The 22,553-nt window shown below is 70.3% G+C and carries 18 protein-coding genes; 11 read left to right on the top strand and 7 right to left on the bottom strand.

The annotated features are described in order from the left end of the window. Positions 1–3: 3 nt before the first annotated feature. Positions 4–1,308 carry an alanine racemase gene (locus ACIP4Y_RS15330; RefSeq protein ID WP_401392886.1) on the bottom strand — a complete coding sequence of 435 codons (1,305 nt, stop codon included), beginning with the start codon at positions 1,306–1,308 and terminating at the stop codon, positions 4–6. 199 nt (positions 1,309–1,507) lie between these two features. Between ACIP4Y_RS15330 and ACIP4Y_RS15325 the strand changes: the two genes are divergently transcribed. The 5 genes from ACIP4Y_RS15325 (at position 1,508) to ACIP4Y_RS15305 (ending at position 6,059) form a co-directional block, all read left to right on the top strand. Then, positions 1,508–2,662 carry a sugar kinase gene (locus tag ACIP4Y_RS15325; RefSeq protein WP_401393913.1) on the top strand — a complete coding sequence of 385 codons (1,155 nt, stop codon included), beginning with the start codon at positions 1,508–1,510 and terminating at the stop codon, positions 2,660–2,662. Continuing rightward, positions 2,659–3,423 (top strand): IclR family transcriptional regulator, encoded by a 765-nt coding sequence (locus ACIP4Y_RS15320; protein ID WP_358643209.1) that lies wholly within the window; start codon positions 2,659–2,661, stop codon positions 3,421–3,423. Before ACIP4Y_RS15325 ends, ACIP4Y_RS15320 begins: the two co-directional genes overlap by 4 nt. Continuing rightward, positions 3,420–3,830 (top strand): RidA family protein, encoded by a 411-nt coding sequence (locus ACIP4Y_RS15315; RefSeq protein ID WP_358643207.1) that lies wholly within the window; start codon positions 3,420–3,422, stop codon positions 3,828–3,830. Before ACIP4Y_RS15320 ends, ACIP4Y_RS15315 begins: the two co-directional genes overlap by 4 nt. A 116-nt stretch (positions 3,831–3,946) precedes the next feature. Continuing rightward, the gene (locus ACIP4Y_RS15310) at positions 3,947–5,425 is read left to right on the top strand and encodes a GntP family permease (protein ID WP_401392881.1); all 1,479 of its coding nucleotides are present in this window, start codon (positions 3,947–3,949) and stop codon (positions 5,423–5,425) included. A 37-nt stretch (positions 5,426–5,462) separates the two neighbouring features. Then, complete coding sequence (locus ACIP4Y_RS15305) at positions 5,463–6,059, top strand: hypothetical protein (protein ID WP_401392878.1); 597 nt, start codon at positions 5,463–5,465, stop codon at positions 6,057–6,059. A 3-nt stretch (positions 6,060–6,062) separates the two neighbouring features. On the opposite strand, the gene ACIP4Y_RS15300 is transcribed toward ACIP4Y_RS15305, so the two are convergent. From ACIP4Y_RS15300 to ACIP4Y_RS15275, 6 genes are all read right to left on the bottom strand, one after another. Then, positions 6,063–7,409, bottom strand: a complete 1,347-nt coding sequence (locus ACIP4Y_RS15300) for a M14 family metallopeptidase (protein ID WP_401392875.1) — start codon at positions 7,407–7,409, stop codon at positions 6,063–6,065. Between the two features lie 336 nt (positions 7,410–7,745). Further along, complete coding sequence (locus ACIP4Y_RS15295; protein ID WP_401392872.1) at positions 7,746–8,300, bottom strand: lamin tail domain-containing protein; 555 nt, start codon at positions 8,298–8,300, stop codon at positions 7,746–7,748. Positions 8,301–9,633: 1,333 nt separating this feature from the next. Beyond that, on the bottom strand, positions 9,634–14,376 hold the full coding sequence (locus tag ACIP4Y_RS15290; RefSeq protein ID WP_401392869.1) for a putative T7SS-secreted protein: 4,743 nt from the start codon (positions 14,374–14,376) through the stop codon (positions 9,634–9,636). Continuing rightward, complete coding sequence (locus tag ACIP4Y_RS15285) at positions 14,376–14,966, bottom strand: hypothetical protein (RefSeq protein ID WP_401392866.1); 591 nt, start codon at positions 14,964–14,966, stop codon at positions 14,376–14,378. Before ACIP4Y_RS15285 ends, ACIP4Y_RS15290 begins: the two co-directional genes overlap by 1 nt. Further along, on the bottom strand, positions 14,963–15,445 hold the full coding sequence (locus tag ACIP4Y_RS15280; protein WP_401392863.1) for a hypothetical protein: 483 nt from the start codon (positions 15,443–15,445) through the stop codon (positions 14,963–14,965). The genes ACIP4Y_RS15285 and ACIP4Y_RS15280 overlap by 4 nt, the downstream gene beginning before the upstream one ends. A gap of 134 nt (positions 15,446–15,579) precedes the next feature. Continuing rightward, positions 15,580–17,295 carry a chitinase gene (locus tag ACIP4Y_RS15275; RefSeq protein ID WP_401392860.1) on the bottom strand — a complete coding sequence of 572 codons (1,716 nt, stop codon included), beginning with the start codon at positions 17,293–17,295 and terminating at the stop codon, positions 15,580–15,582. Positions 17,296–17,622: 327 nt separating this feature from the next. Between ACIP4Y_RS15275 and ACIP4Y_RS15270 the strand changes: the two genes are divergently transcribed. From ACIP4Y_RS15270 to ACIP4Y_RS15245, 6 genes are read left to right on the top strand one after another with little or no spacing between them, the layout of a single operon-like run. Continuing rightward, positions 17,623–18,444: a hypothetical protein gene (locus tag ACIP4Y_RS15270; protein ID WP_401392857.1), complete on the top strand. Its 822-nt coding sequence runs from the start codon at positions 17,623–17,625 to the stop codon at positions 18,442–18,444. 58 nt (positions 18,445–18,502) lie between these two features. Beyond that, positions 18,503–19,207: a Flp pilus assembly protein CpaB gene (gene cpaB, locus ACIP4Y_RS15265; RefSeq protein ID WP_361481395.1), complete on the top strand. Its 705-nt coding sequence runs from the start codon at positions 18,503–18,505 to the stop codon at positions 19,205–19,207. Between the two features lie 9 nt (positions 19,208–19,216). Further along, positions 19,217–20,455: a CpaE family protein gene (locus ACIP4Y_RS15260; protein WP_401392853.1), complete on the top strand. Its 1,239-nt coding sequence runs from the start codon at positions 19,217–19,219 to the stop codon at positions 20,453–20,455. An 8-nt stretch (positions 20,456–20,463) separates the two neighbouring features. Beyond that, the gene (locus tag ACIP4Y_RS15255) at positions 20,464–20,844 is read left to right on the top strand and encodes a pilus assembly protein (RefSeq protein ID WP_358639297.1); all 381 of its coding nucleotides are present in this window, start codon (positions 20,464–20,466) and stop codon (positions 20,842–20,844) included. A gap of 1 nt (position 20,845) precedes the next feature. Continuing rightward, positions 20,846–21,208 (top strand): TadE/TadG family type IV pilus assembly protein, encoded by a 363-nt coding sequence (locus ACIP4Y_RS15250; protein ID WP_358639293.1) that lies wholly within the window; start codon positions 20,846–20,848, stop codon positions 21,206–21,208. Then, positions 21,205–22,542, top strand: a complete 1,338-nt coding sequence (locus ACIP4Y_RS15245; protein WP_358639290.1) for a CpaF family protein — start codon at positions 21,205–21,207, stop codon at positions 22,540–22,542. Before ACIP4Y_RS15250 ends, ACIP4Y_RS15245 begins: the two co-directional genes overlap by 4 nt. The last annotated feature ends 11 nt before the right edge of the window (positions 22,543–22,553 follow it).

The following is a 22,553-nucleotide window of genomic DNA, read 5'->3' as shown; positions in this document are numbered from 1 at the left end:
CTCCTAGAAGAACGTACGGATGTAGTCGACGACCGTGCCGTCCGCCTCGGCCACCGGGATCAGCTGCCACTTGTCGAAGGACGTGCACGGGTGGGAGAGGCCGAAGCCGATCCAGTCGCCGACCTCGACGTCGGCGCCCGGCTCGGTGCGCAGCCACAGGTGCTGGTCGGACAGGGCGGTCACCTCGATCCCGGTCGCCGGACGCTCGCCGCCGTCCCGGCGCACCACATGCGCCACCGGCCGGTCGAGGTCGTAGGCGGCGTCCCGCTTGCCCGCGTTGACGAACGCCTCCGCCGGGGACGGCCGGGACACCACCTGCGCCCACAGCCGGAACGCCGGCTCCAGCGCGCCCTCCTCGGGCACCCGGTTGAACGGGGTCAGCCTGCTGTAGTGCACGTCGTCGTGCGAGACGTAGGCACCCGAGCGCAGCAACTTCAGGACCGGCAGGGACAGCTCGGGCACCCCGGCGAAGACGTCGGCGACGGCGTCGAACCACTCGCTGCCGCCGGCGCTCACCACGATCTCGCCCGCCCCCGCGAAGCGCCCGGCCCGGTCGCACTCCACGGCGAGTCCCACCAGCCGCTCCAGCCACTCCCGCACCCGCTCCGGGGAGGCGTCCGGCACCTGCGCCTCGTACCCCGCCACACCGACCAGCCGCAGCGCCCCGGCGGCGGCCACCGCGTCCGCGACGGCCAGCGCCTCCGCCTCCGTCCGCACCCCGGTCCGGGCGCCCTCGCCCGCGCCCAGCTCGATCACCACGTCCACCGGTCGGGCGGTGCCCGCGAGCGCGGCACTGCTGAGCGCCGCGTCCATCAGCTCCACCCCGCGCACGGAGTCGACGTAACAGACGAACCGGAACTCCGGGTCGGCGGCCAGCTCGCCGGCGATCCAGCGCAGCGCGGGGGCGTCCACCAGCTCGTTGGCGAGGAACACCCGCCGGATGCCGAACGCCCGGGCGACCCGGACCTGGTGGGGCACCGCCAGCGTGATCCCCCAGGCGCCGTGCTCCAGCTGGCGGTGGAAGAGCTGCGGAGCCATGGAGGTCTTGCCGTGCGGGGCGAAGGCCAGGCCGTGCCGGGAGGTGTACGTCTCCATCAGCGCGAGGTTGTGCTCCAGGCGTTCGGCGGACAGCGCGAGAACGGGGGTGGTGAAGCCGTCCCCGAAGAGGTTGCGCCGCTGGGCGGCCAGCTCGGCGACGGTGAGGCCGTCGGCGTCCGGCGGGAGGCCCTTGAAGCGGTGGTCGACGCGTTCCTCGGCGAGGCGGGCGAGGCGTTCCGCGGCCGGGCGGGCGAGCGGTTCGGTGCTCATGGAGCCCCTCTCTCGACTGTTGCACTCTCTGCAACGGCCATTGCATGCATTGCTAACTGGTGTCTAGCATCTCGCCGAACACCGGGTCAACGAAGCGGTCACCCGGGTACCGACAGGAGCCATCATCAACGACGCTGCTTACGCCTCGGCCGTTGCGCACCCGTGGGACGTCGTGGACGTGGTGACGCTCGGCGAGTCCATGGTCACCTTCCTCCCCGGCCGGCCCGGCCGCCTCGCCGACGTCCCCTCCTTCGACCGGGCCATCGGCGGCGCCGAGTCCAACGTGGCCTGCGCCCTGGCCGCCTTCGGACACACCGCCCGCTGGGTCAGCCGGGTCGGCGCGGACGGCTTCGGCGACCACCTGGTGGAGCGGATCGCCGGGTACGGCGTCGACGTCACCGCCGTACGCCGGGACCCCGCCCGGCCCACGGGCGTGTACTTCCGCACCGCCGGGGACCGGGGGACGGGCGCGCACGAGGTGGCGTACTACCGGGCGGGCTCGGCGGCGTCGGCGATGTCCGTCACCGACGTGGACCTCACGGCGGCCCGCGCGGCCCGCGTCCTCCACCTGACCGGCATCACGGCGGCCCTGTCGGCCGAGTGCCGCACCCTCCTCCACACCCTGACGGCCCCCGCCCCGGGACGCCCGCTGGTGTCCTTCGACGTCAACTACCGGCCGGGCCTGTGGCCGGACGACGAGGGCCCCCGCCTGCTGCTGGACCTCGCCCGCCGCGCGGACATCGTGTTCGTGGGCGCCGACGAGGCGGAACAGGCATGGGGCGTCACGGGCGGCCCGGCAGCGATCCGGGAGCTGCTGCCGGAGCCGAACGTCCTGGCGGTGAAGCAGGGAGCGAAGGGAGCGACCGCGTTCGAGCGCCGGGAGCCGGGGGGCCGGGGAGGCGGAGGCAGGGCCGGCGAGGGCGCTTCGCCGGCGGCGTTCCCCGCGGGCAGTCGCGCCGCTGGGGCGGCACGGGTGGGTGCAGGCAAGGCCCCCTCCGGGGGAGGCACCCCAAAAGCACCGGGTCGCGCGACCGGCCCCCGGCCCACCGCGTCCGCGTCCACCTTCGAACCGGCGCTGGACACAGCCGTCGTAGCGACCACCGGCGCCGGAGACGCCTTCGCCGCGGGGTTCCTGTCGGCGACCTTGCGTGACCTCCCTCTCCAGACGCGCTTGCGCCACGGTCACCTCTTCGCCGCCGCCGCCCTCGCCACCCCGGCAGACTTCGCCCCGCCCCCCGCCCGCGACCACGCCGACCGCCTCGCCGCCCTCGACGACGACGCATGGGGGAGACTTCGACTCGGCCCCGGCTGGACGCAGGCCGAGCAGGCCCACGAGGAGGCGAACATCCCATGAGTCAGACCGTCGACCGCGCCCTGAGCATCCTGCCGCTGCTCGCCGAGGGCCCCGCCGACCTCGGCCAGGTCGCCGACCGCCTCGGCGTGCACAAATCCACGGCCCTCCGCCTCCTGCGCACCCTGAACGAACACGGCCTGGTCTACCGCCAGTCCGACCAGCGCTACCGCCTCGGCGCCCGCCTCATCGCCCTCGCCCAGGAGGCGATGGAGAACCTCGACATCCGCGAGATCGCCCACCCCCACCTCGTACGGCTCAACGAACACTGCGGACACACCGTCCACCTCGCCGTCCACGAGGAGAACGAGGTCCTCTACATCGACAAGGTCGACAGCCGCTACCCGGTCCGCATGTACTCCCGGATCGGCAAACCCGTCGCGATCACCGTCGCCGCCGTGGCCAAACTGCTCCTCGCCGACCTCCCCGAACCCGAGCGCCGCGCCCTCGCCGAGCGACTCGACTACCCCCTCTACACGCCCCGTTCGACCCCGAACGCCGACGCCTTCCTGAAGGAACTGGCCACGGTGCGCGAACAGGGCTGGGCCGCCGACCTCGGTGGCCACGAGGAGTCCATCAACTGCGTCGCCGCCCCCATCCGCGGCGCCGACGGCCGCGTGGTCGCCGCCATGTCGGTGTCCGCGCCGAACGTGGTCGTCACCGCCGAGGAACTCCTCACCCTGCTCCCGCTGGTGCGCCGCACGGCGGACGCGATCAGCGGCGAGTACTCCGGAAGAACCCCAGTGAAGGACCCCACCGTATGACCGACAAGATCGCCCTCACCCCGAAGACCCACACCGCCCCGCCCGCGAAGTTCTCGCACGGCGTGAAGAAGGGCAACATCCTCCAGGTCGCCGGCCAGGTCGGCTTCCTGCCCGCCGAGCAGGGCAAGCCCCCGACGCCCGCCGGCCCCTCCCTGCGCGAGCAGACCCTCCAGACCCTCGCCAACGTCAAGGCGATCCTGGAGGAGGGCGGGGCCGGCTGGGACGACGTGATGATGATCCGCGTCTACCTCACCGACGTGGACCACTTCGCCGAGATGAACGAGATCTACAACGCCTACTTCGAGGAGCAGGGCCTCACCCAGCCCCCCGCCGCCCGCACGACGGTCTACGTCGGTCTGCCGGCCGGCCTCCTCATCGAGATCGACGCGCTCGCCGTACTGAGCTGACGTCCCCTCGCCACCCGCACTCCCCGTACGCCCCTTCCGGCGCGGCACCCTCCGGGGCGCCGTGCCGCGCTCCCCCCTGCCCGAAAGCAGTATGCATTTACGTAGAGGACCCCCGTATGTCCTATCCGCTCGCCGCCCCCGCTCCCGCCGCACCACCCCACACCGGAGGCCTGCTCCTCCTCGTCGACGGCACGGCCGGACTGCTCACGGTCGCCGCCGTGGGCATCGCCCTGCTCCTCTTCCTGATCATCAAGGTCAGGCTCCAGCCGTTCGTCGCCCTGCTCGCCGTCTCCATAGCCGTCGGCCTGCTGGCCGGCCTGTCGGTCACCGAACTCTTCGGCACCGTGCAGCGCTCCGACGCCGTCTCCACCATCGAGTCCGGCATGGGCGGCATCCTCGGCCATGTCGCGATCATCATCGGCCTCGGCACCATGCTCGGCGCGATCCTGGAGGTCAGCGGCGGCGCCGAGGTACTGGCTTCGCGCCTGCTCGCCCTGTTCGGCGAGCGCCGGGCCCCCCTCGCGATGGGCCTGACCGGCCTGATCTTCGGCATCCCCGTCTTCTTCGACGTCGGCATCTTCGTCCTCGCGCCGATCGTCTACGCCGCCGCCAAGCGCAGCGGCAGGTCGGTCCTCCTGTACTGCCTGCCCCTGCTGGCCGGCCTGTCGATGACCCACGCTTTCCTGCCCCCGCACCCGGGCCCGGTGGCCGCCGCCGGACTGCTCCACGTCGACCTCGGCTGGGTCATCCTCATGGGCGTCGTGTGCGGCATCCCCGCCGTGCTGGCCGCCTGGGTGTACGCCGCCTGGATCGGCCGCCGGATCTTCGTCGCCGTACCGCAGGACATGGTGGAGGCGGCGGCGGAGGCCAAGCAGGCCGTCATCCAGGAGCAGCGCGGATCGGGCGTCGAGCCGCGCGAGGAGCCGGTGCCGCTGGGCACGGTCCTCGCCATCATCGGTACCCCACTGATCCTGATCCTCGCCGCCACCTTCTCCTCGATCGCCCTCGACCCGTCCACCGGCCGTTCGGCCGTCGAGTTCTTCGGCCACCCCTTCGTCGCCCTGACGATCGCTCTCTTCCTCGCCTACTACCTCCTCGGCATCCGCCGCGGCTGGTCCCGCAAGTCCCTGGAGACGGTGTCCACGGCGTCCCTGAAGCCGATCGGCAACATCCTGCTGGTCGTCGGCGCGGGTGGCGTCTTCGGTGCCGTACTGAAGGCGAGCGGGGTGGCGCAGGCACTCTCGGACACCTTCCACGACGTGGGCCTGCCCGTGATCGTCCTGTCCTACCTGATCTCGGTGGTCCTGCGGGTCGCCCAGGGTTCGGCGACGGTGGCGATCGTGACGACGGCGGGCATCGTGGCGCCCCTGCTGTCCGAGGGCCACCACTCCCAGGCCTTCACCGCCCTCGTCATCATGGCCATCTCGGCGGGCTCCATCTTCGCCTCGCACGTCAACGACGGAGGTTTCTGGATGGTGGCCAAGTACTTCGGCATCAGCGAGCGGGACACCCTGCGGACCTGGACGGTCCTCGAGTCGGTGCTGTCACTGGCGGGGTTCGCGGTGGCGGCGGTGGTCAGCGTGTTCGTGAGCTGACTGGTTCCGGCACAGGGAAGTCGTCCATACTGCCGCCGTGGAGCAGCGCATAGGATCGAGCAGCAAGCCGACCGAGGCCGCAGAGCCGTTGAAGGGCGAGCCGTTGAAGGGCGAGCCGTTGAAGGTGGAGCCTGTGTTGGGGGCCGGTTTCGACCCGGCCTTCGTCCCGGGGATCACGGGTCCGACGCCGGCGGGCGGGGTGACGAAGTCGCCGGAGCCGGTGTCCGAGGCCGCCGCGCCGGCCGAGGACTCGGCACAGCCACCCTCTTCCGAACGGGCGTCCCCCGAACCGGTGTCCTCCGAACGGGTGGACACCGAAGAGGCGGACGCAGAAGACGCCGAGGACAAGGGCGACGGCCCGGTCTTCGAGGCGTCCGACCGCCGGGCGAAGATAGTGGCCGACCGCAGGGGCGTCCGCCTCAGCCTGGACGAGGAGGCCTGCGAGTTCCGCTGGGACGAGATCGCCGCGGTGGAGACGGAGTCGCCCCGCTTCGGCAAGCGCTACACGATCACCGTGCACACGCCTGACCGCCGCTGGTACCCGATCGAGATCGAGGCGACGGCCAGGGCGCGCTTCAAGGAGTGGGACGAGCAGCTCGACGCGGTGCTGGACGCCTACTTCGAGGAGGCCTAGCCGCTAACTGCAGTACTGGGCGGCCTTGCCGATCGACCGGTACATGCAGTCGGCGTTCTCCAGCAGCTGCAACACAGCGTCCTTGTTCCGGGAGGTCTCCCGCTCGATGACTTCGTCGGGCGGGTAGAACCCTCCGTTCCAACTGGACGTCGGATACATCTCGAAGGTGTAGTCGAAGATCTTGTGCACGCCCCAGAGGTAGTCGTCGATGGACCCGTCGGTGATGTACAGGTCACTGGACTGCTCGGGCGTGTACCCGTTGCTGGCGGCCATCTTCTGCCCCACGGCCTTGAAGGCGGCGGCGTCGTCCGCGGTCATCCCGGTGGCGGTGTCGTTGTACGTCCACCCGAACGGCCACAGCACCAGCTCGCTGTAGGTGTGGAAGTCGATGCCGGCCTTGATCTGCTGCTTGCCCCCGACGACCCGGCTGCGCACGAAGTCGGAGACGACCTTCACCTCGGGTGCGGACTCGGCGGCGGACCCGCGGTAGGTCTCGGAGGACGTCGACCCCGACGAACCGCCGCAGCAGCCCCACTTGTAGTTCCAGTTCCGGTTGAGGTCCGTACCGACGTACGAGGAACCGGAGTTGGGCTGCCGGTTCTTCCGCCACGACCGGTACGACCCGCTGGCGATGTCGTACTCGCCGCCGTCCGGGTTCAGATCCGGGACGATCCAGATCTCCCGGCTGTCGACGATGTTGGTGATCCGCGGGTCGGACCCGTACCCCGCGCCCAGTTCACGCAGCAGATAGAGCGCCATCTCCACGGTCAGGTGCTCCCGCGCATGCTGATGGGCGGTGAACAGCACCTCGGGCTCGTTCTCGTCGGTGCCGACGTTGTCGCTGATCTTGATGGCGACGATGTCCCGGCCCTGGTACGACTTCCCGATCACCCGCTTGCTCATGATGCCCGGGTAGGCGGCCAGCCGCTGGTCGATCTCGGCGTTCATCTCGGCGTAGTTGTGGTACTTCGAGTCGGCGCTGGGGAAGTCGTAGAGCCGCGCCCCGGACCGCTGCGGGGCGGCGCCCAACGGCTGGACGTCGTACCCCATGCGGCGCAGCCTGCCGATCTGCTCCGCCCGCCCGGACACGACGACGCTCTCCTCGTCGGCCTCGTCGACGGTGACGCCGGCCGCCTGGATGGCCGTACGCGTCACGGGGGTCGTGCTCTGCTGGATCTCGTACTGCCGGATGTCGTCATCGGTGGGTGCGACCTTCCGGACGCCGTCGGCACTGGCGGCCTGGCCGGCGGTGGCCGAGACGGGGGCGGCGAGGGCGAGCGCCAGCAGCGCGCCGAGAGCGGCGGTACGTCTGCTGCCGCGCGCGCCGGAGCCGCGGATGCGAAGTCGCATGAACTCTCCTTGTGGGGTGGAGGTGGGGTGTTCGCGTGCGACGTGCCAGTGCGGTCCCGCCGGGGCCTTCGGTGGGGCTTCCTGTGGAACCGCTGTGCGGGTTGGCGCTCATGGTGAGGCGTTGGCATGATCAGGTCAATCCTCCCGGCTCCAATGGCGCGAACCGTTCGAGACCGGGCCGGAGCGGGGCCGGCACCGGGCCGGTGCCGGGCTCCTCGCGCCGTCCGCACGGCAGCGCGCCATCCCGGTTGGAATGGCGCGCTGCCGTGCGGACGAGGGCTGCGATGTGACGAGGCCGGTGCTCAGCGCGGTCGGCGGGGCGCGGCCGAACGCGGGTCAGCGGCGATGCCCGTGCCACCCGCCGTCGCGGTGACCGCGGTCGCCGCGGTCGCCGTGGTGGTCGTGGTGGTCGTGGCCCCAGGATGTGTAGTCCACGAGGCGGCCGTCGTCGTCGCGCAGGGTCGCGGTGTCGTGGTCGCGATCCCACACGCTCTGCCGGCGGTCCTGGTAGAGGTCGCCCCCGCGGTCCCGGCCGAACCCGGTGTGCACCCGGACGCTCTGGTGGCCCCCGAGCCGGTAGTGCCGGAACCGGTAGGTGTGGCCGTCCTCGTCCGACAGCGTCCAGTCGTCGAGGTTCACGCTCGCGCGGCCCTCGTTGGTGAGTTCCACCCACTCCCTGTTGAGGGGGCGGCCAGCGGGTTCGCGGACGTCACGGCGGTCCGACGACCGGTACTGCACGTCGCTGATGACCACCTGCGAGTGGTAGGAGCGGCCGTGACCACGGCTGTGGTCGTGGTCGGCGGCCGAGGCCGGCAGGGTTGCCGCGCCGGCGACGGCGACCGCTGTGACGACGGTGGCGGCGACGCGGCGTACGGAAACGGAAACGGACACGAAGTCCCCTTTCGCAAGGCTTCTGCGGCGACCGGACGGCCGCACGCCCCTACCTTGCGACCGCACGCGAACCGGATCGAGGACACACGGCGGCTGTTACGATTCGCGCACACTTTCATGACTTTCGACTGCAATGTCCATCTATGCGGCGAAAGCGGCGAGAAGTGCACCATTCGGCGACCCACTACGGCATCCCTCACCCGAAAGTGAGTAACGCGCGGCTGAGGCTGCGGCTGCAGCTACGGCTGCGGTTGCCGAGCCCTCGCTCCCTCGGCGCGGAGTCGTTACCGAACGCCGTGCGGCCCACCAAGGGGCCGGCGGCGTTGCGGGTGGGGCGGTCGCGGGAGGGGGCGTTGTGGATCGGGGCGTGGGACACGAACCCGGCACCGCCGGAGCCTCCGGTGCGGTTGGAGCGGGAGGAGGGGCGGGGGCTGGGCCTGGTGACGGCCTGCGCAGAGTACTGGGGTGGGCAGCCCTCGGCCCGGTTCGGGGACCGGGGGAACAAGCGACCGTTGGGCCGCTCGCTTCTCGCCGAGTGTCGTGCTTCCGCGACCCGCGTCAAGGGCGCTGCGCGTCGCCTTCGGCGATGGCCCTCCGGGCCACCCTTGAGCCGGCCCGCTCCAGCCCGGGTCAGAAGCGAGCGAGCTGCTCGGAACAGCGGTGGCCCAGCCCGGCGTCGGGCCTAGGGGTGCGGCTGCCTCTCGCCAGCACGCCGGGCCGGCTCAGTGACGAACGGCCGGTGGGGATCGGCGGCGGCGGTGATTGGCAGATTTGTTCCAGGAGCCGTAGGCGAGGCCGAAGATGGGGCCGCCGGAAGACCTCGCTGCGTGACACAGATCTGCCAATCATGGTCGTCACCGGAACAAGGTGTCGAACCAAGGTTTCCCGGGCTCGGAGATCAGGGTGCGGTGGGCCTCGTCCCGCTTTCCAGGGGCGGGATCTGCTGGAGGTGTCGCATGATCAGCTCGAGATCAGAGAGCGCCTTGAGGCAGAATTCCTGGTCCTGTGTGTTGATGGAGTGAACAACGTCCGAGAAAGTGGGATCTTCGAGGCTCTGAGCTTCACGCAAGAGTCGGCTTGGCAATAGGACCCAGTTCCTTCTTGTCCTGTCGAGTTCCCACTCTACTTGAGTGGGAACTTCCCTCACGGCATCTTCGATGTATCGGGCGATACCCTCCCGAGGGGACGCGTAGCGCCAACCCAGGTAAGGAACCTGATGATAGCCGTACACGTCATTGTACTCCGTAGGTAATTTGAACCAGGCGAGTTCTCCAAACCTGCTGAGGGTTTGCATGGCCTCTACATTTCGGCTCGGCATGGGATCTGATCCTCCTCACCAGAGGGGGCCGGAATAGCCGCCGTTTGTGACTACTAGCTTCTTCCCCGGATTGGTCAGCCGAATGGACCGCTCGTAGTCTCCGTATGGGATCGGATCCTTACTCATCGCAGGATCGTATACGTAGCGTCCGTCGGTGTAGACATCGTGATAGCGGTAGGTTGTCAATTCTTGCCCCATTTTTTCGGGGATCACGATTTCTTTGCTTCCCTGTGCTGTGAAGTTGATGACCTTACCCTGTCCACCCGTTTCGCGGAGGATGTATTCGGCGATTTCTGAGCAGTCTACGTTCCCGCCGATCGGTGCGGATCTCATAGCGGTCGTTGCGGCTTCGCTGGGAAGGTGAGCCGGATTCGGTTGCCGGAAGTCAAAAGGTCCTCGTGACTCTTCCCCGCCAGGATAGTCCGGTGCGAGTCCGAGTGAATCGGAGTGACTCTGAGGGTTGAAGACGTACGTGGACGGGTTGGGGGCCGGGGTAAGGCCGAGGGGGTCCGGGGTCAGATAGCGGGCGGTCTCGGGGTCGTAGTGGCGGAAGTAGTTGTAGTGGAGGCCGGTTTCCGGGTCGTAGTACTGGCCTGGGAAGCGTAGGGGGGTGTAGGTGGTGCTGTTTGTCGACCACGCTGTTGTTCCCCACAGGGTGCTGCGGGTGTGCCAGGCTAGTTCGCCCTGTTCGTCGATCAGTTCGCTCGGGGTGCCGATCAGGTCGGTGACGATGGCGAAGAAGCGGGAGTCGATGTCGTGCTGGGGGGTGTCGGCCGGGGTGATGCGTTCCGTCTGGGCCAGGGGGCGCAGGCCTTGGTGGTCCCAGGTGAGGGTGACCGGGTGGGGGAGGTCGGCGGACGTTGTCGTCTGTTCGCAGAGGGTGGTGCCGTCCCAGGTGAAGGTCACTCGTTCCAAGACCGTCTCGCCGTCCTCTGCCAGGCGGACTTTGGCCGTGCGGCGGCCCAGGGGGTCGTAGGTGTAGTTCCAGCGGGTGCCGTCAGGAGTCGTCACCGAGGTGAGGCGGTCTTCGGCGTCCCATTCGTAGTGCCAGGTGTCCGGCTTGCGGGACAGGCGGGTCTTCTGGCGGAGCGTGATGCGGCCCAGGGCGTCGTGTTCGTAGCGGACGTTGCCGGCTCGGGTGATGCGGGTGCCCGCGTACGCGCGCGGGCCCCTTGCCTCTGCGCCCGGGTGGTCCGTCGGCCAGGAGGCCTCGGTCTGGTTGCCTGCCTCGTCGTAGGCGTACCGCTCCGTCCAGCCGGCCGCGTGGACCGCCGTCACCCGGCCGGTCGCGTCGAGGTCGAAGCGGCGGGTGCCGGACAGGTTGTCGTCGATGCCGGTCAGGTTGCCGTCGGCGCGGTAGGTGTACGTCCGGTGCTGGACCCGGTGACCCTGCGCGCCGGTCACCGACTGAGTCGTCAGGCGGCCCAACACGTCGAAGGTGTGCTCCAGCCTGACCGTTCCGGCGATGTGGCGGGTCAGTTCGCGGCCTGCCTCGTCGTACGTGAAGTCGATCGTCCGGCCGGAGGCGACCATGCCTGTGCGACGGCCCGCCGCGTCGTACGACCATGTCGTCCTGGCCCCGGTCGGGGTGGTGCGGCCCGTGCGACGGCCCAGGGTGTCGTAGGTGTACGTCACCGTGCGGCCGTCGACCGTTTCCGAGTGCAGGCGGCCGTGGCGGTCTCGCAGCAGGGTGAGTGTCGTGCCGTCGGGGCCCACCGCCTGGGCCAGTTGGTCGGTCAGGTCGTAGGCGTAGGTCGTGAGCCGGCCGTTCGTGTTCTTGCGAAGGACCTGGCCGAGTTCGTTGCGTTCGAAGGACGTCACCTCGCCGAGCGCGTTGCGCCGCGAGACCAGGTGGCCCGCCGCGTCGTACTCGTATGTCAGGGTGCGGTCGTCAAAGTCTGTCTCCTGTACCAGACGGCCGGCCGGGTCGTACTCGTACTCCCACGTCAGGCCCTGCGGGTTGGTTACCTTCGTCAGGCGCAGTTCCGTGTCGTGGCTGAACTCGTAGCGCACGCCGTCCGGGCCCGTGCGGGCTGTCAGCAGGTCGAAGTGGGTGTACTCGAAGCGGGAGACGCCCCCGAGCGGGTCGGTGTGGCTGGTGCAGTTGCCCTCGCCGTCGTACGTCCACGTCTCCGTCGTCCCGTCGGGAGCCGTGCGGCGGGTCAGGTGGCCCTCGATCGACCACTCCAGGCGAGTTGTCGCGCCGGTGGGGTCCGTGATGCTGGTGGGGCGGCCGAGGGCGTCTCGTTCGTAGCGGGTCACCGCTCCGAGCGGGTCCGTGACCTCCAGCGGTAGGCCCGCGCGGTCACAGATCAGCCTCGTCGTGTGGCCCAGCGGGTCCGTCACCGACGTCAGGTGGCCGGCTTCGTCGTACGTGAAGTGAGTGGTCTGGCCAGCCGGGTCCGTCACCGACGTGCGGTTGCCCCGGTCGTCGTAGGTCTGGCGGATCACAGTGCCGTCCGGGTTCACCACCTTCACCGGCAAGCCCAGGTCGTTGTACTCCGCCCGCGCCTCGCGGCCGTCCGGGCGGATCACCCATGTGAGGTTGCCTGCCTCGTCGTACTCGAACGTGGTGGTGTGGCCCAGGGGATCCGTCGTGGACAGCAGGCGGTTGTAACGGTCGCGGACGTGACGCGTGGTCGCGCCCAACGGGTCGGTCTCCGCCACCACCTGCCAGGCGTCGTTCACCAAGTAGCGGCGCGTGTGGCCCTCGGGCGTCGTTGCGGTCGTCGTACGCAGGCCCGTCGTCGGGTCCGGGTCGCTGTACGTCAGGCGCAGCGCCATGTGGCCCGCCGAGCCGCCCTCCGCGATGCAGCGGTCCTGGTCGTCGTACTCGTACGTGTAACTGCGGTCGTTCGTGTCCGTCCAGGAGGTGACGCGGCCCCGCTCGTCGTACGTGAAGCGGAGCGGCAGGCCCGAGGAGTTGACGACCTCCGTGAGGTTGCCGTCCGTGTAGCCGAAGCGTCTCAGTTCCTCGCCCGTCGCGGTCAGGTGGTACGCCGTGACGCGGCCCGATTCCGTCGTGATGCGGATACCTTGGCCGGCGCTCGTGCAGACGCCGAGAGGGGTGCCCTCGGTGTCGTACTCGAAGGTGACCCAGTTGCCGTTGCGGTCGTCGATCTGTTCCAGGACCGCTAGGTCGGGTCCCTGGTCGGCGAAGTGCCAGGTGCGGTGGGTTCCGGGGTCCGTGATCGTGTAGCCGCCGTCGACCCGGTCCAGGGGGAGGCGGGGGCCGTGGCTGGGCAGGGTGGGCACGCCGGGCGCAGGGTGGGGGTACGACAGGAGGAGGCCGTCCTCCGTGACGTGGACGACTCCCTCCGCGTCGATCTCCAGGCGCTGGTCCAGGGTGGAGGACCAGGACGGGCCGAACCAGCGGCCCAGCTGGTAGCCCGACTCCACCCGTCGGGTCAGCAGCAGCGGCAGCGCGCCGGGGAGGGTGACGTCCGTCTGCGGCAGGTACATCTTGCCGGTGGCGAGGTCGACGGGGTCGGTGCCCTTGCTTTCCACCGCGTCGCCGGTACGGGAAGGCTGCTGGGGGTCCTCGTTCACCCGGTCCCGAGCCGTCTTTCCGGCCGCGCCCTCAGCCCCCGCCCGCGCCTCTCTCCTTGCCGCGGCCTCCGCTGCCTGCCGGGTCAGACCCGCCTCCGCCGCATCCCGGGCCAGGCCCGCTTCCAGTCCGGCGCCGTCGCCGAGGAGGAACTGGGGGGCCATGCGTCCGCCGAACTCGGACGGGTCCTTGCGGAACTCGTCCCACATGGTCTTCGCGGTCCGCTCGGGGTGGGCGGCCGTGGAGGCCAGGCCGGACAGCGTCATGCTGACGTTCTGCATGTAGGCGGCCGGGTGGGTGAGGTTGTAGGGGTCCATCGGGTCCAGGCCGCGGACGAAGTTGACCAGGCCGGCCGTGCCCTTGGCCACGCCACCCGCGAAGTGGGTGAGTTCGATGCCGGTGGACAGCGCGCCGTCCTTCAGGTCGCCCTTGAGGCGGTCCAGGGGCGGGGGCTCGGCGGGGGCGTGGGCGAGCGCCGCCTTCACCTTGCCCTGCGCCTCGGTGGCGGCGGTGTTGCGCTGCTTGCGAGCCTCGGCCAGCTTGTGCTGGGCGGCCTTGACGTCGGCCTCGCCCGGATCCTGGAACTTCCCCGGATCCGGACCGGGGTCCTCGCCCGCCTTCGCCTTCGCGCTGTACGTCTCGACCTTGTCCTTGTAGGCGTCGAACGCAGTCTTGGACGCCTTCACACCCTTCTTGTAGAGCTCTACGGCCTCCTTCGCCTGGCCCTGCGCCCACTTGACCGTGTCGGCGTACGACTCCAACGCCTCCGCCGCGCTCTTGCAGGCCTCGGCCGCCTGCGCCCACTTGGCGGGGTGCACGCCGAACTTCTCGCGGAAGGCGTCGCCGCCCTCGCCCTTCCAGCCGGAGGAGTCGACCTTCTTCAGACCCTGGCTGACCTTGTCGAACGCGCCGTGGAAGTCCCGCAAATGCCCCGCGCTCTCACGGATCTTCGCCGGGCTGCCGTGGACGAGCTCGTCGGCGTCCTCTGTCTGGCCGAGCTGCTGCTCGCCCGGGGTCGCGCCCAGGTCGGAGGCGACCCCGTCACCCCAGTCCTCCACCACGTCGGCCCACTTGTGCGCGCCGACCTGGTCCAGTTTCTCGCCGACCTTGTCCGTGGCCCAGTCGACACCCTCGCCGACCTTCTTCTTGCCCTTGTCGTAGAGGTCCTCGGCACCGCCCAAAAGCGCATTGGTCACATCCCCCATGCCCATCAGCGCTCACCCCCCTGTTGCCGGCCGTCCTCATCCCCGAGCGCCTCGCGCAGATCACCCACGCCCATACCCGGCACCGGCCCGATGGTGTGCGAGGTCATCACGTCGTCCGCAGCCGTCTTCCAGCCCTGCTTGCTGTTGGCCCACGCCTGGTCGAAGGACTCCTTGCTGTAGTCGACGTCGCCGCCGTACGCACCGGACGTGGCGATGTCGCCGTAGCCCATCTTCTCCACGTCCTCCTCGGAGGCGTACGGGTTGCCGATCGCCGCGTTCTCGACGACCTTGACGGTGCCCTCGACGTACTTGTCGGTCTCGTAGTACGTCCCCGCCGCCAGCCCCGTCTTCTCAGCGAACCCGTTGCCCTCGGCGATCAGCGACCGAACCCCCCACTCCCAGCGCTCGCAGAACGACGTGAACTCACCCGTCAGGCCCTCATGACCCAGCTCCAGGCCCGACAGCGCGATCTCGGCGGAGCCACGGCCGGCCCCGGACGTGCCGAAACCGCCCAACTCCTTCAACTCACCCAGCGCATCGGTCAACCCCTTGGCGATCAGAGCCAGCCCCTGCGTCGCCAGATCCTTACCGGTCACCGCTCATCCCCCGTCCCGCTCTCCACATCCACCGCCACCGCATCCGGCACGATCCCGCGCACCGGAGGGAAGACCATGCCGTCCTCTCCGTCCGCACAGTCCAGCGCCACCCCGCACGGCACCCCGACAGCCGGCACCACCGCGTCCAGCAGGCGCGCCCCCAGCCACCGCTGATACGCCCACTCCCGCGCACCCTCGCCCCGCGCCAGGGCGAAACGCGCCAACGCCTGTTCGTTCGAGAACGCGTAGATCCAGCGGGCACCGCCGAAATCACCCGACAGGGGCACGTCGTCCCCGTCCACCGGCACCAGTACCGCCGTACGCCGGAACTCGCCCAGCAGGACGGCGAACTCACGGCGTCTGTACTCGGGATCGCCTGTGGTTTCGGGTTGTTCGGATATCGCGGTGTCCACGTAGTCGTACAGCCGTGACCTGCGAGCATTCCCCGTCGAGTTGGCGTCGCCCCCATGTTCAGCCATGCCCCTGATCATCACACCGACCTGTTGCCGGGGGCAAAAGAGATGACGGCGTACCGCTCAAGTCCGGCCGCCGTGCACACGGCAGCGCCCGGACCGCAAGGCCCGGGCGCTGGACGGCAGTAGTGCAGGACAGGTCACGGCAGAGCGTGCACGTGGGCTCCCACCGGGTTCGACCACGCGTTCCCGGACGTCGCGTCCCAGTTCGTGGACCAGGTCATCGCGCCGCGCAGGGCCGGGTAGGTCTTGGAGGGCTTGAAGGTGCCGCAGTTCGTGCCGGACGTGAGGCAGTCCAGGGCGTTGTCGACCACCGTGGGGGAGACGTAGCCGCTGCCCGCTGCGCGGGTGGAGGCCGGGAGGCCCAGGCCGACCTGGGACGGGGAGAGGCCGCCCTCCAGCTGGATGCAGGCGAGGGCGGTCAGGAAGTCGACCGTGCCCTGGCTGTAGACCTTGCCGTCGCAGCCCAGCATGGAACCGCTGTTGTAGTACTGCATGTTGACGACCGTGAGGATGTCCTTCACGTTCAGCGCGGTCTGGAAGTAGGCGTTCGACGTGGACTGCATGTCGATCGTCTGCGGGGCCATGGTGATGATCAGGGACGAGCCGGCCTTCGACGACAGGGCGCGCAGGGCCTGTGTCATGTAGGTCGCGTTGAGGCCGTTCTCCAGGTCGATGTCGACGCCGTCGAAGCCGTACGTCTGCATCAGCGAGTAGACCGAGTCGGTGAAGTTCGCGGCCGATGCCGCGTCGTTGACCGACACGGTGCCCTTCTCGCCGCCGATGGAGATGATGACCTTCTTGCCGGCCGCCTGCTTGGCCTTGATGTCGGCCTTGAACTGGTCGACCGTGTAGCCGCCGAGGCCGGAGGAGTCGAGGCTGAAGCTCACCGCGCCCGGTGTCGACGTCGCGTCGGCGAAGGCCACCGCGATGATGTCGTAGGCGGAGGGGACGTCGGACAGTTTCTGGACCGTCGCGCCGTTGTTGAAGTTCTGCCAGTAGCCGGTCACTACGTGCTTGGGGAGCGTGCCGCCTCCGCCGCCCGTGCCGGAGGACGTCGTCCCGGTCACCGTCGCCGACTTCGCCGACTCGCCCGCCGCGTTGGCCGCCGTGACCTGGAAGGAGTACGACGTGGCGGCCGACAGGCCGGTCACCGTTGCCGACGTGCCCGTCACCGCCGTGACCTTCGTGCCGTTGCGGTAGACGTTGTAGCCCGTCGCGCCCGAGACCGGGGACCAGGACAGGGAGACCGAGGAGGAGGTCGTAGCGGTCACGGAGAGGCCGGTCGGGGCCGCCGGGATGGTGGGGGCCGGATCGCCGCCTCCGCCGCCGTCGGGGCCGTAGACCGAGATGTCGTCGGCGTAGTAGGCCGCCTGGCCGTACCAGCCGTGGGTGTAGACCGTGACCGAGGTGGTCGAGGCACCGGTGGTGAAGGTCGTCGACAGCTGCTTCCAGGACGCCGAGTCGGGGGTCCAGGTGGAGACGTCCGTGGTGCCCGTGCCGGTCACGCCCAGGTACGAGTAGCCGCCCTGCACCCATGCGCTGAGCGTGTACGTCGAGTTGGGCTTGACCGCCACCGACTGGGTGCACCGGGCGTTGTCCTGGCCGGCCGGGGTGGCCTTCAGGGCGGTGGTACCGCCGTGCACGGGGGACGCGACCGTCGTACCGCTGCCGGCCGTGCACGTCCAGTTGGTCAAGCCGGACTCGAAGCCCGCGTTCTTCACGTTGTTGACGTCCGCGGCGGACGCGGGGGCGGCCGTGGCGAGGCCCGCGACCGAGAGGGCCAGGGCGGTGGCGGTGGACCATGCCGCGAGCCGTCGTCTGCGGGGTCCGGGTATGCCTGGTGCGCGGTGCACGGGAGCCTCCGGTGGGGAGAGGGGGGAGGGGTGACCTTCGCTTGCGAGCCTCAAAGTTGGTCCAGACCAATCGGCCTGTCAAGAGGTCCAGACCGGAATGGTCGCTGGCTGGGTGCTCAACCTGTCCGGTTTTGGCGGGACTTGCGCCGGGCGAGTTCCACACCGGCTGCACAAACGCTGTTCTCCGGCCACAGGCCCGTGGATACAGTGCTCAGGTAGTCACGCAATGAAGTCGTCCTGGCGCATTGGAGTTACACCGGTGGGCCGGCGGGTGGGAAGAGCGGGGAGCTGCGCGTGCCAACTGCCATTGCCGTGACCAGTGCCGACATGGCACTGCTTGCGCAGGACGAGCGGACCATGCCCGCCGTCGTGCTGACCGGCCTCGACCGCAAACCGCTGGACCAGGCCCTCACCGAACTCCACACCCTCCTCGAGCAGTACGGCCATGTGGTCGTCGTGTGCTCCGAGGCCACCCCGGAGCCGGTGGTACGGCGGCTGTACACCCTGCGCTCGCTGCTGGAGAGCGACCGCATCGCCCTGTTCCGGCCCGCGCTGCCGCCGCTCGGCATCGCCGTCCTGGCCCGGCAGCTGCGCCAGCTCGCCTCCTGCGACCTGGGCCCGGGCGTGCTCGCCTCCGCCGGGCGGCTGCTCACCCACTACATCCACGCCGGCGCCGTCCTCGGCTCCGTCGCCAAGCTGGACCGGGTCCCGGTCGGACTGAAGGCGCACGCCAGGTCCTGGGTGCCCGGCAGCCAGTTCGCCGTGCTCGCCCACCCCGAGCCCCAGCTGGTGAAGGTGGCCCCCGAAGCCACGCTGAAGGGGCCCGATTTCAGCACCTGGATGCTGGTCGCCAAGGGGCAGTTGCAGAGCGACTGGGCCGCCGGGCTCGGCACCCGGTGGGGCGTGCACGGGCTGCGCGAGACCCCGCTGCCCGCGGAGTCCCCGGTGTGGTGGGGGACCGGCCGCCTGATCGAGTTCTGCGGCTACCTCGCCGACCTGTCCGTCCTGTACCAACTGGTCACCTCCGTACGGCAGACCAGCTGTCACTGGTGCGGCATCGACGTCATCGGCGACCGCTGCGTCTTCTGCTCCGCCGGCCCGCCCGCGCCCGAGGCACCCCGCGCCCTGGAACAGCGAACACCCGCCTGACCTGCGCGCACCTGACCCGTCCCGCTCGACCGATTCCCCCAATGAGGTTGCACGGTTCATGAACTCCCGTCAGCGCCGCGGCGTGATACTGCTGATCCTGTCGGTCCTGTGCGCGCTGGGCGCGTTCGCCGGCGTGCTCTCCGTCATCCACGACGTGAACTCCAAGGTCGGGCCCGAGGTCGCCGCCTACCGGGTCAGGTCCGAGGTGAAGCCGTACACCGCGCTGGCCACGGACCAGTTCGAGAAGGTCTCGATGCCCAAGCGGTGGCTGTCCGGCAACGCCGTCACCGACCTCCGGCAGATCCGCGGCAAGATCGCCGTGACCACCCTGCACCCCGGCTCGCTGCTGCAGACCGACATGATCGTGGACCGGCCCGCCCTCCAGCCCGGCCAGCAGGAGGTCGCCATCATGATCGACGCGGCGACCGGCGTGGCGGGGAAGATCACCCCGGGCGCGCGGGTCAACGTCTATGCCACCTTCGAGGGAAGGAAGGAGGGCGACCCCGACCAGTCGAAGATCATCGTCACCAACGCCCGGGTCATCGACGTCGGCCAGATCACCGCCCTCGAGCCCGACCGCGACAAGAACCAGCAGGCCACCGACGCCGTCCCCATCACCTTCGCCCTGTCCACCCTCGACGCCCAGCGCATCACCTACGCCGAGTCCTTCGCCCAGCGCGTCCGGCTCGCGCTCGTGGCGCCCGGCAGTGAGACCAGCGTCCCCGACAAGGACCGCACCTACGAACTCGTGACGGACAAGTGAGAGGCGGCCATGCCCACCAGGATCCTCCCGGCCGGCTCGGACCCGGACGCCGTCCGCTCCCTCACCACCCTGCTCAGCCAGCTCCCCGACGCCGAGCCGCAACCCCCGGTCACCGACTCCACCCAGCTGGTCGACACCCTCGCCCGGCTCGCCGCCGAGTCGGTCGAGGAACTCCCGGAAGTCGTCGTCGTCCACGAACGCATCGGCCCGGTACCCGCCCTGGAGCTGATCCGCGAGGTCGCCCTGCGCTTCCCGGCCGTCGGCGTCATCCTCGTCACCACCGACGCCGGCCCCGGCCTGTTCGCGGCCGCCATGGACTCCGGCGCCCGCGGCCTTGTCGCGCTCCCGCTGTCGTACGAGGAACTCGCCAGCCGCGTCCAGGCCGTCGCCCAGTGGTCCACCGGGGTACGACGGCACCTCGGGCACGGCGCCGAGGTGCTCGCCGGGGCCGGCGGCACCGTCGTCACGGTCAGCGGCGCCAAGGGAGGCGTGGGCGCCACCCTGGCCGCCATCCAGCTGGCCCTCGCCGCCCAGGCCTCCGGCCGCGCCACCGCCCTGGTCGACCTCGACCTCCAGACCGGCGACATCGCCTCCTACCTGGACATCCAGTTCCGCCGGTCGGTGGCCGACCTGGCCGCCATCACCGACATCTCCCCCCGCGTCCTCGCCGACGCCGTCTTCCGCCACGACACCGGCCTCGCCCTGCTGCTCGCGCCCGGCGAGGGCGAACGCGGCGAGGAGGTCACCGACCGCGCCGCCCGCCAGATCGTCGGCGCGCTGCGCTCCCGCTACGAGGTGGTCGTGGTGGACTGCGGGGCCCAGCTGAGCGGCGCCGGGGCCGCCGTGGTGGAGATGGCCGACACCGCGCTGCTGGTGACCACCCCGGACGTCATCGCCGTACGCGGCGCCAAACGGACCGTACGGATGTGGGACCGGCTGCAGATCCGCAAGGCCGAGGAGACCACGGTGGTCGTCAACCGGCACGCGCGCGGTGCCGAGATCCAGCCCGCGCTGGTGCAGCGCATCACCGGCACCGCGCTGGCGCGTACGGCCGTACCCGCCAACTTCAAGGAGCTGCAAGGGGCCGTGGACGCCGGGCGGCTCCACGAACTGGACGGCAAGAGCACGGTGAAGCAGGCGCTGTGGGCCCTCGCGGGGGAGCTGGGGCTGGTGCGGGCGCCGGACGAGGGAGCCTCCCACCGGGGCGGCGGCCGGGGGCCGGTGGGCTTCAGGCGGCGGAAGGAGTGAGCCTTGCGATGAGAAGGCCGGGCGGGGACCGGGGACAGGTGAGCGTCGAGCTGCTCGGGATGACGCCGCTGATCGTCCTGACGCTGGTGCTGATGTGGCAGGCCGTGCTCGTGGGGTACGCCTTCACGCTCGCGGGGAATGCTGCCGACGAGGGCGTGCGGGCGGGCACGGCGGCGCCGCCGGGGGAGCGGTTCGGGGTGTGCGAGCAGGCGGCGCTGCGGCATCTGTCGGGGGCGTGGCGAGGGGGTGCCAGCGTGGAGCAGTGCGGCGGGACCGGCTATGTGACGGCCGACGTGGCCGTCAAGGTCCCCGTCCTCTTCCCCGGCCTCATCGACTTTCCCGTCACCGTGCACGGCCACGCCGGCGCCGTCGAGGAGGCGAAGCGCTGAGATGTCGTACCGCCGCCGACGCGACCGGGGCCAAGTGGCCATCGAATACCTGGGGTTCATCCCCGTCCTGCTGATCGTCGGCCTGGCCGGCATCCAGCTCGGGGCCGTCGCCTACGCCGCCGAGCAGGCCGGTACGGCCGCCCGGGCGGGCGCGCGGGCCGCGTCGCTGGAGCAGTCGTACGCCCAGGCCTGCGCCGACGCGGTGAGCGGCGGACTGAGCGTGTCCTGCTCCTCCGCCCCCGGAGGTGACTCGGTGACCGTCACCGCGACCGTGCGCATCCCCGCGATCGTCTGGGACCTGGGCACCGCCACCAAGTCCGCCACCATGCCGCTCGACCACGGACCGAGGAGTCGCCGACCATGAGCCTGCGGGCACGCATCAGCACTCCGGAGGAGCACGGCAGCCGGGGCGAGGACGGGCACCTGGTCGCCTCCTACCGGGCCAAGCTGCTGGAGGAGATCGACCTCGCGGAGATGAGTTCGCTGGCCGCCGCCGAGCGCCGGGCCCGGCTGGAGCGGGTGCTCGGGCACATCATCAGCCGCGAGGGCCCGGTCCTGTCGACGGTCGAGCGGTCGCAACTGATCCGCCGGGTCGTGGACGAGGCGCTCGGCCTGGGCATCCTGGAGCCCCTGCTGGAGGACGCGTCCATCACCGAGATCATGGTCAACGGGCCCGACGCGATCTTCGTCGAACGCGGCGGACGGGTCGAGCAGCTGCCGCTGCGGTTCGTCTCCGCCGACCAGCTCATGCAGACCATCGAACGGATCGTGTCGACCGTCAACCGCCGCGTGGACGAGTCGAACCCCATGGTGGACGCCCGTCTGCCCTCCGGCGAACGCGTCAACGTCATCATCCCGCCGCTGTCCCTGACCGGCCCGATCCTCACCATCCGCCGCTTCCCGCGCTCCTTCACCCTCCAGGAGCTGATCGGTTTCGGCTCGCTGGACGAGCACATGGTGTATCTGCTGGCCGGCCTGGTGCAGGCGAAGTTCAACATCATCGTCTCCGGCGCGACCGGCACCGGGAAGACGACCCTGCTCAACGCGCTGTCCGGCCTGATCCCCGCGCACGAGCGCATCATCACCATCGAGGACTCCGCCGAACTCCAGCTCCAGCAGACCCACGTGGTCCGCCTGGAGTCCCGCCCGCCGAACGTGGAGGGCAAGGGCCAGGTCACCATCCGCGACCTGGTGCGCAACTCCCTGCGGATGCGGCCCGACCGGATCGTGGTCGGCGAGGTCCGCGGCGGCGAGTCCCTCGACATGCTCCAGGCGATGTCCACCGGTCACGACGGCTCCCTGGCGACCGTGCACGCGAACAGCGCCGAGGACGCGCTGACCCGCCTCCAGACCCTCGCCTCCATGTCCGACGTCGAGGTCCCCTTCGTCGCCCTGCACGACCAGATCAACAGCGCGGTCGACGTCATCGTCCAGCTCACCCGGTTCGCCGACGGCGCCCGCCGCATCACCGAGATCGCCCTGCTCGACAGCCACGGCGGGGAGCCGTACCGGCTGGCGACCGCCGCCCGGTTCGAGGCGCAGCCCATGACCCCCGACGGCCGTGTGTACGGCACCTTCCGCTACTTCCCGCTGCCCCGCCGTACCGCCGACCGCCTCTACATGGCGAGCCAGCCCGTCCCGCAGGCCTTCGGCGTCGCCCGCTCGGCCGACCAGCTAGCCACCCGAGAAGCCAGGTAGGACCCCGGACC

This window comes from Streptomyces sp. NPDC088810 (assembly GCF_044750305.1).
Lineage (GTDB): Bacteria > Actinomycetota > Actinomycetes > Streptomycetales > Streptomycetaceae > Streptomyces.
The sequence above is the reverse complement of the archived record's forward strand: the minus strand, read 5'-3'. Positions and strand labels throughout refer to the sequence as shown.

Bases quoted from the DNA above. Each gene is read 5' to 3' on its own strand.
- ACIP4Y_RS15330 (WP_401392886.1), bottom strand. From the start codon at position 1,308: ATGAGCACCGAACCGCTCGCCCGCCCGGCCGCGGAACGCCTCGCCCGC.
- ACIP4Y_RS15325 (WP_401393913.1), top strand. From the start codon at position 1,508: ATGGTCACCTTCCTCCCCGGCCGGCCCGGCCGCCTCGCCGACGTCCCC.
- ACIP4Y_RS15320 (WP_358643209.1), top strand. From the start codon at position 2,659: ATGAGTCAGACCGTCGACCGCGCCCTGAGCATCCTGCCGCTGCTCGCC.
- ACIP4Y_RS15315 (WP_358643207.1), top strand. From the start codon at position 3,420: ATGACCGACAAGATCGCCCTCACCCCGAAGACCCACACCGCCCCGCCC.
- ACIP4Y_RS15310 (WP_401392881.1), top strand. From the start codon at position 3,947: ATGTCCTATCCGCTCGCCGCCCCCGCTCCCGCCGCACCACCCCACACC.
- ACIP4Y_RS15300 (WP_401392875.1), bottom strand. From the start codon at position 7,409: ATGCGACTTCGCATCCGCGGCTCCGGCGCGCGCGGCAGCAGACGTACC.
- ACIP4Y_RS15290 (WP_401392869.1), bottom strand. From the start codon at position 14,376: ATGGGCATGGGGGATGTGACCAATGCGCTTTTGGGCGGTGCCGAGGAC.
- ACIP4Y_RS15280 (WP_401392863.1), bottom strand. From the start codon at position 15,445: ATGGCTGAACATGGGGGCGACGCCAACTCGACGGGGAATGCTCGCAGG.
- ACIP4Y_RS15270 (WP_401392857.1), top strand. From the start codon at position 17,623: ATGGCACTGCTTGCGCAGGACGAGCGGACCATGCCCGCCGTCGTGCTG.
- cpaB (WP_361481395.1), top strand. From the start codon at position 18,503: ATGAACTCCCGTCAGCGCCGCGGCGTGATACTGCTGATCCTGTCGGTC.
- ACIP4Y_RS15260 (WP_401392853.1), top strand. From the start codon at position 19,217: ATGCCCACCAGGATCCTCCCGGCCGGCTCGGACCCGGACGCCGTCCGC.
- ACIP4Y_RS15255 (WP_358639297.1), top strand. From the start codon at position 20,464: ATGAGAAGGCCGGGCGGGGACCGGGGACAGGTGAGCGTCGAGCTGCTC.
- ACIP4Y_RS15250 (WP_358639293.1), top strand. From the start codon at position 20,846: ATGTCGTACCGCCGCCGACGCGACCGGGGCCAAGTGGCCATCGAATAC.
- ACIP4Y_RS15245 (WP_358639290.1), top strand. From the start codon at position 21,205: ATGAGCCTGCGGGCACGCATCAGCACTCCGGAGGAGCACGGCAGCCGG.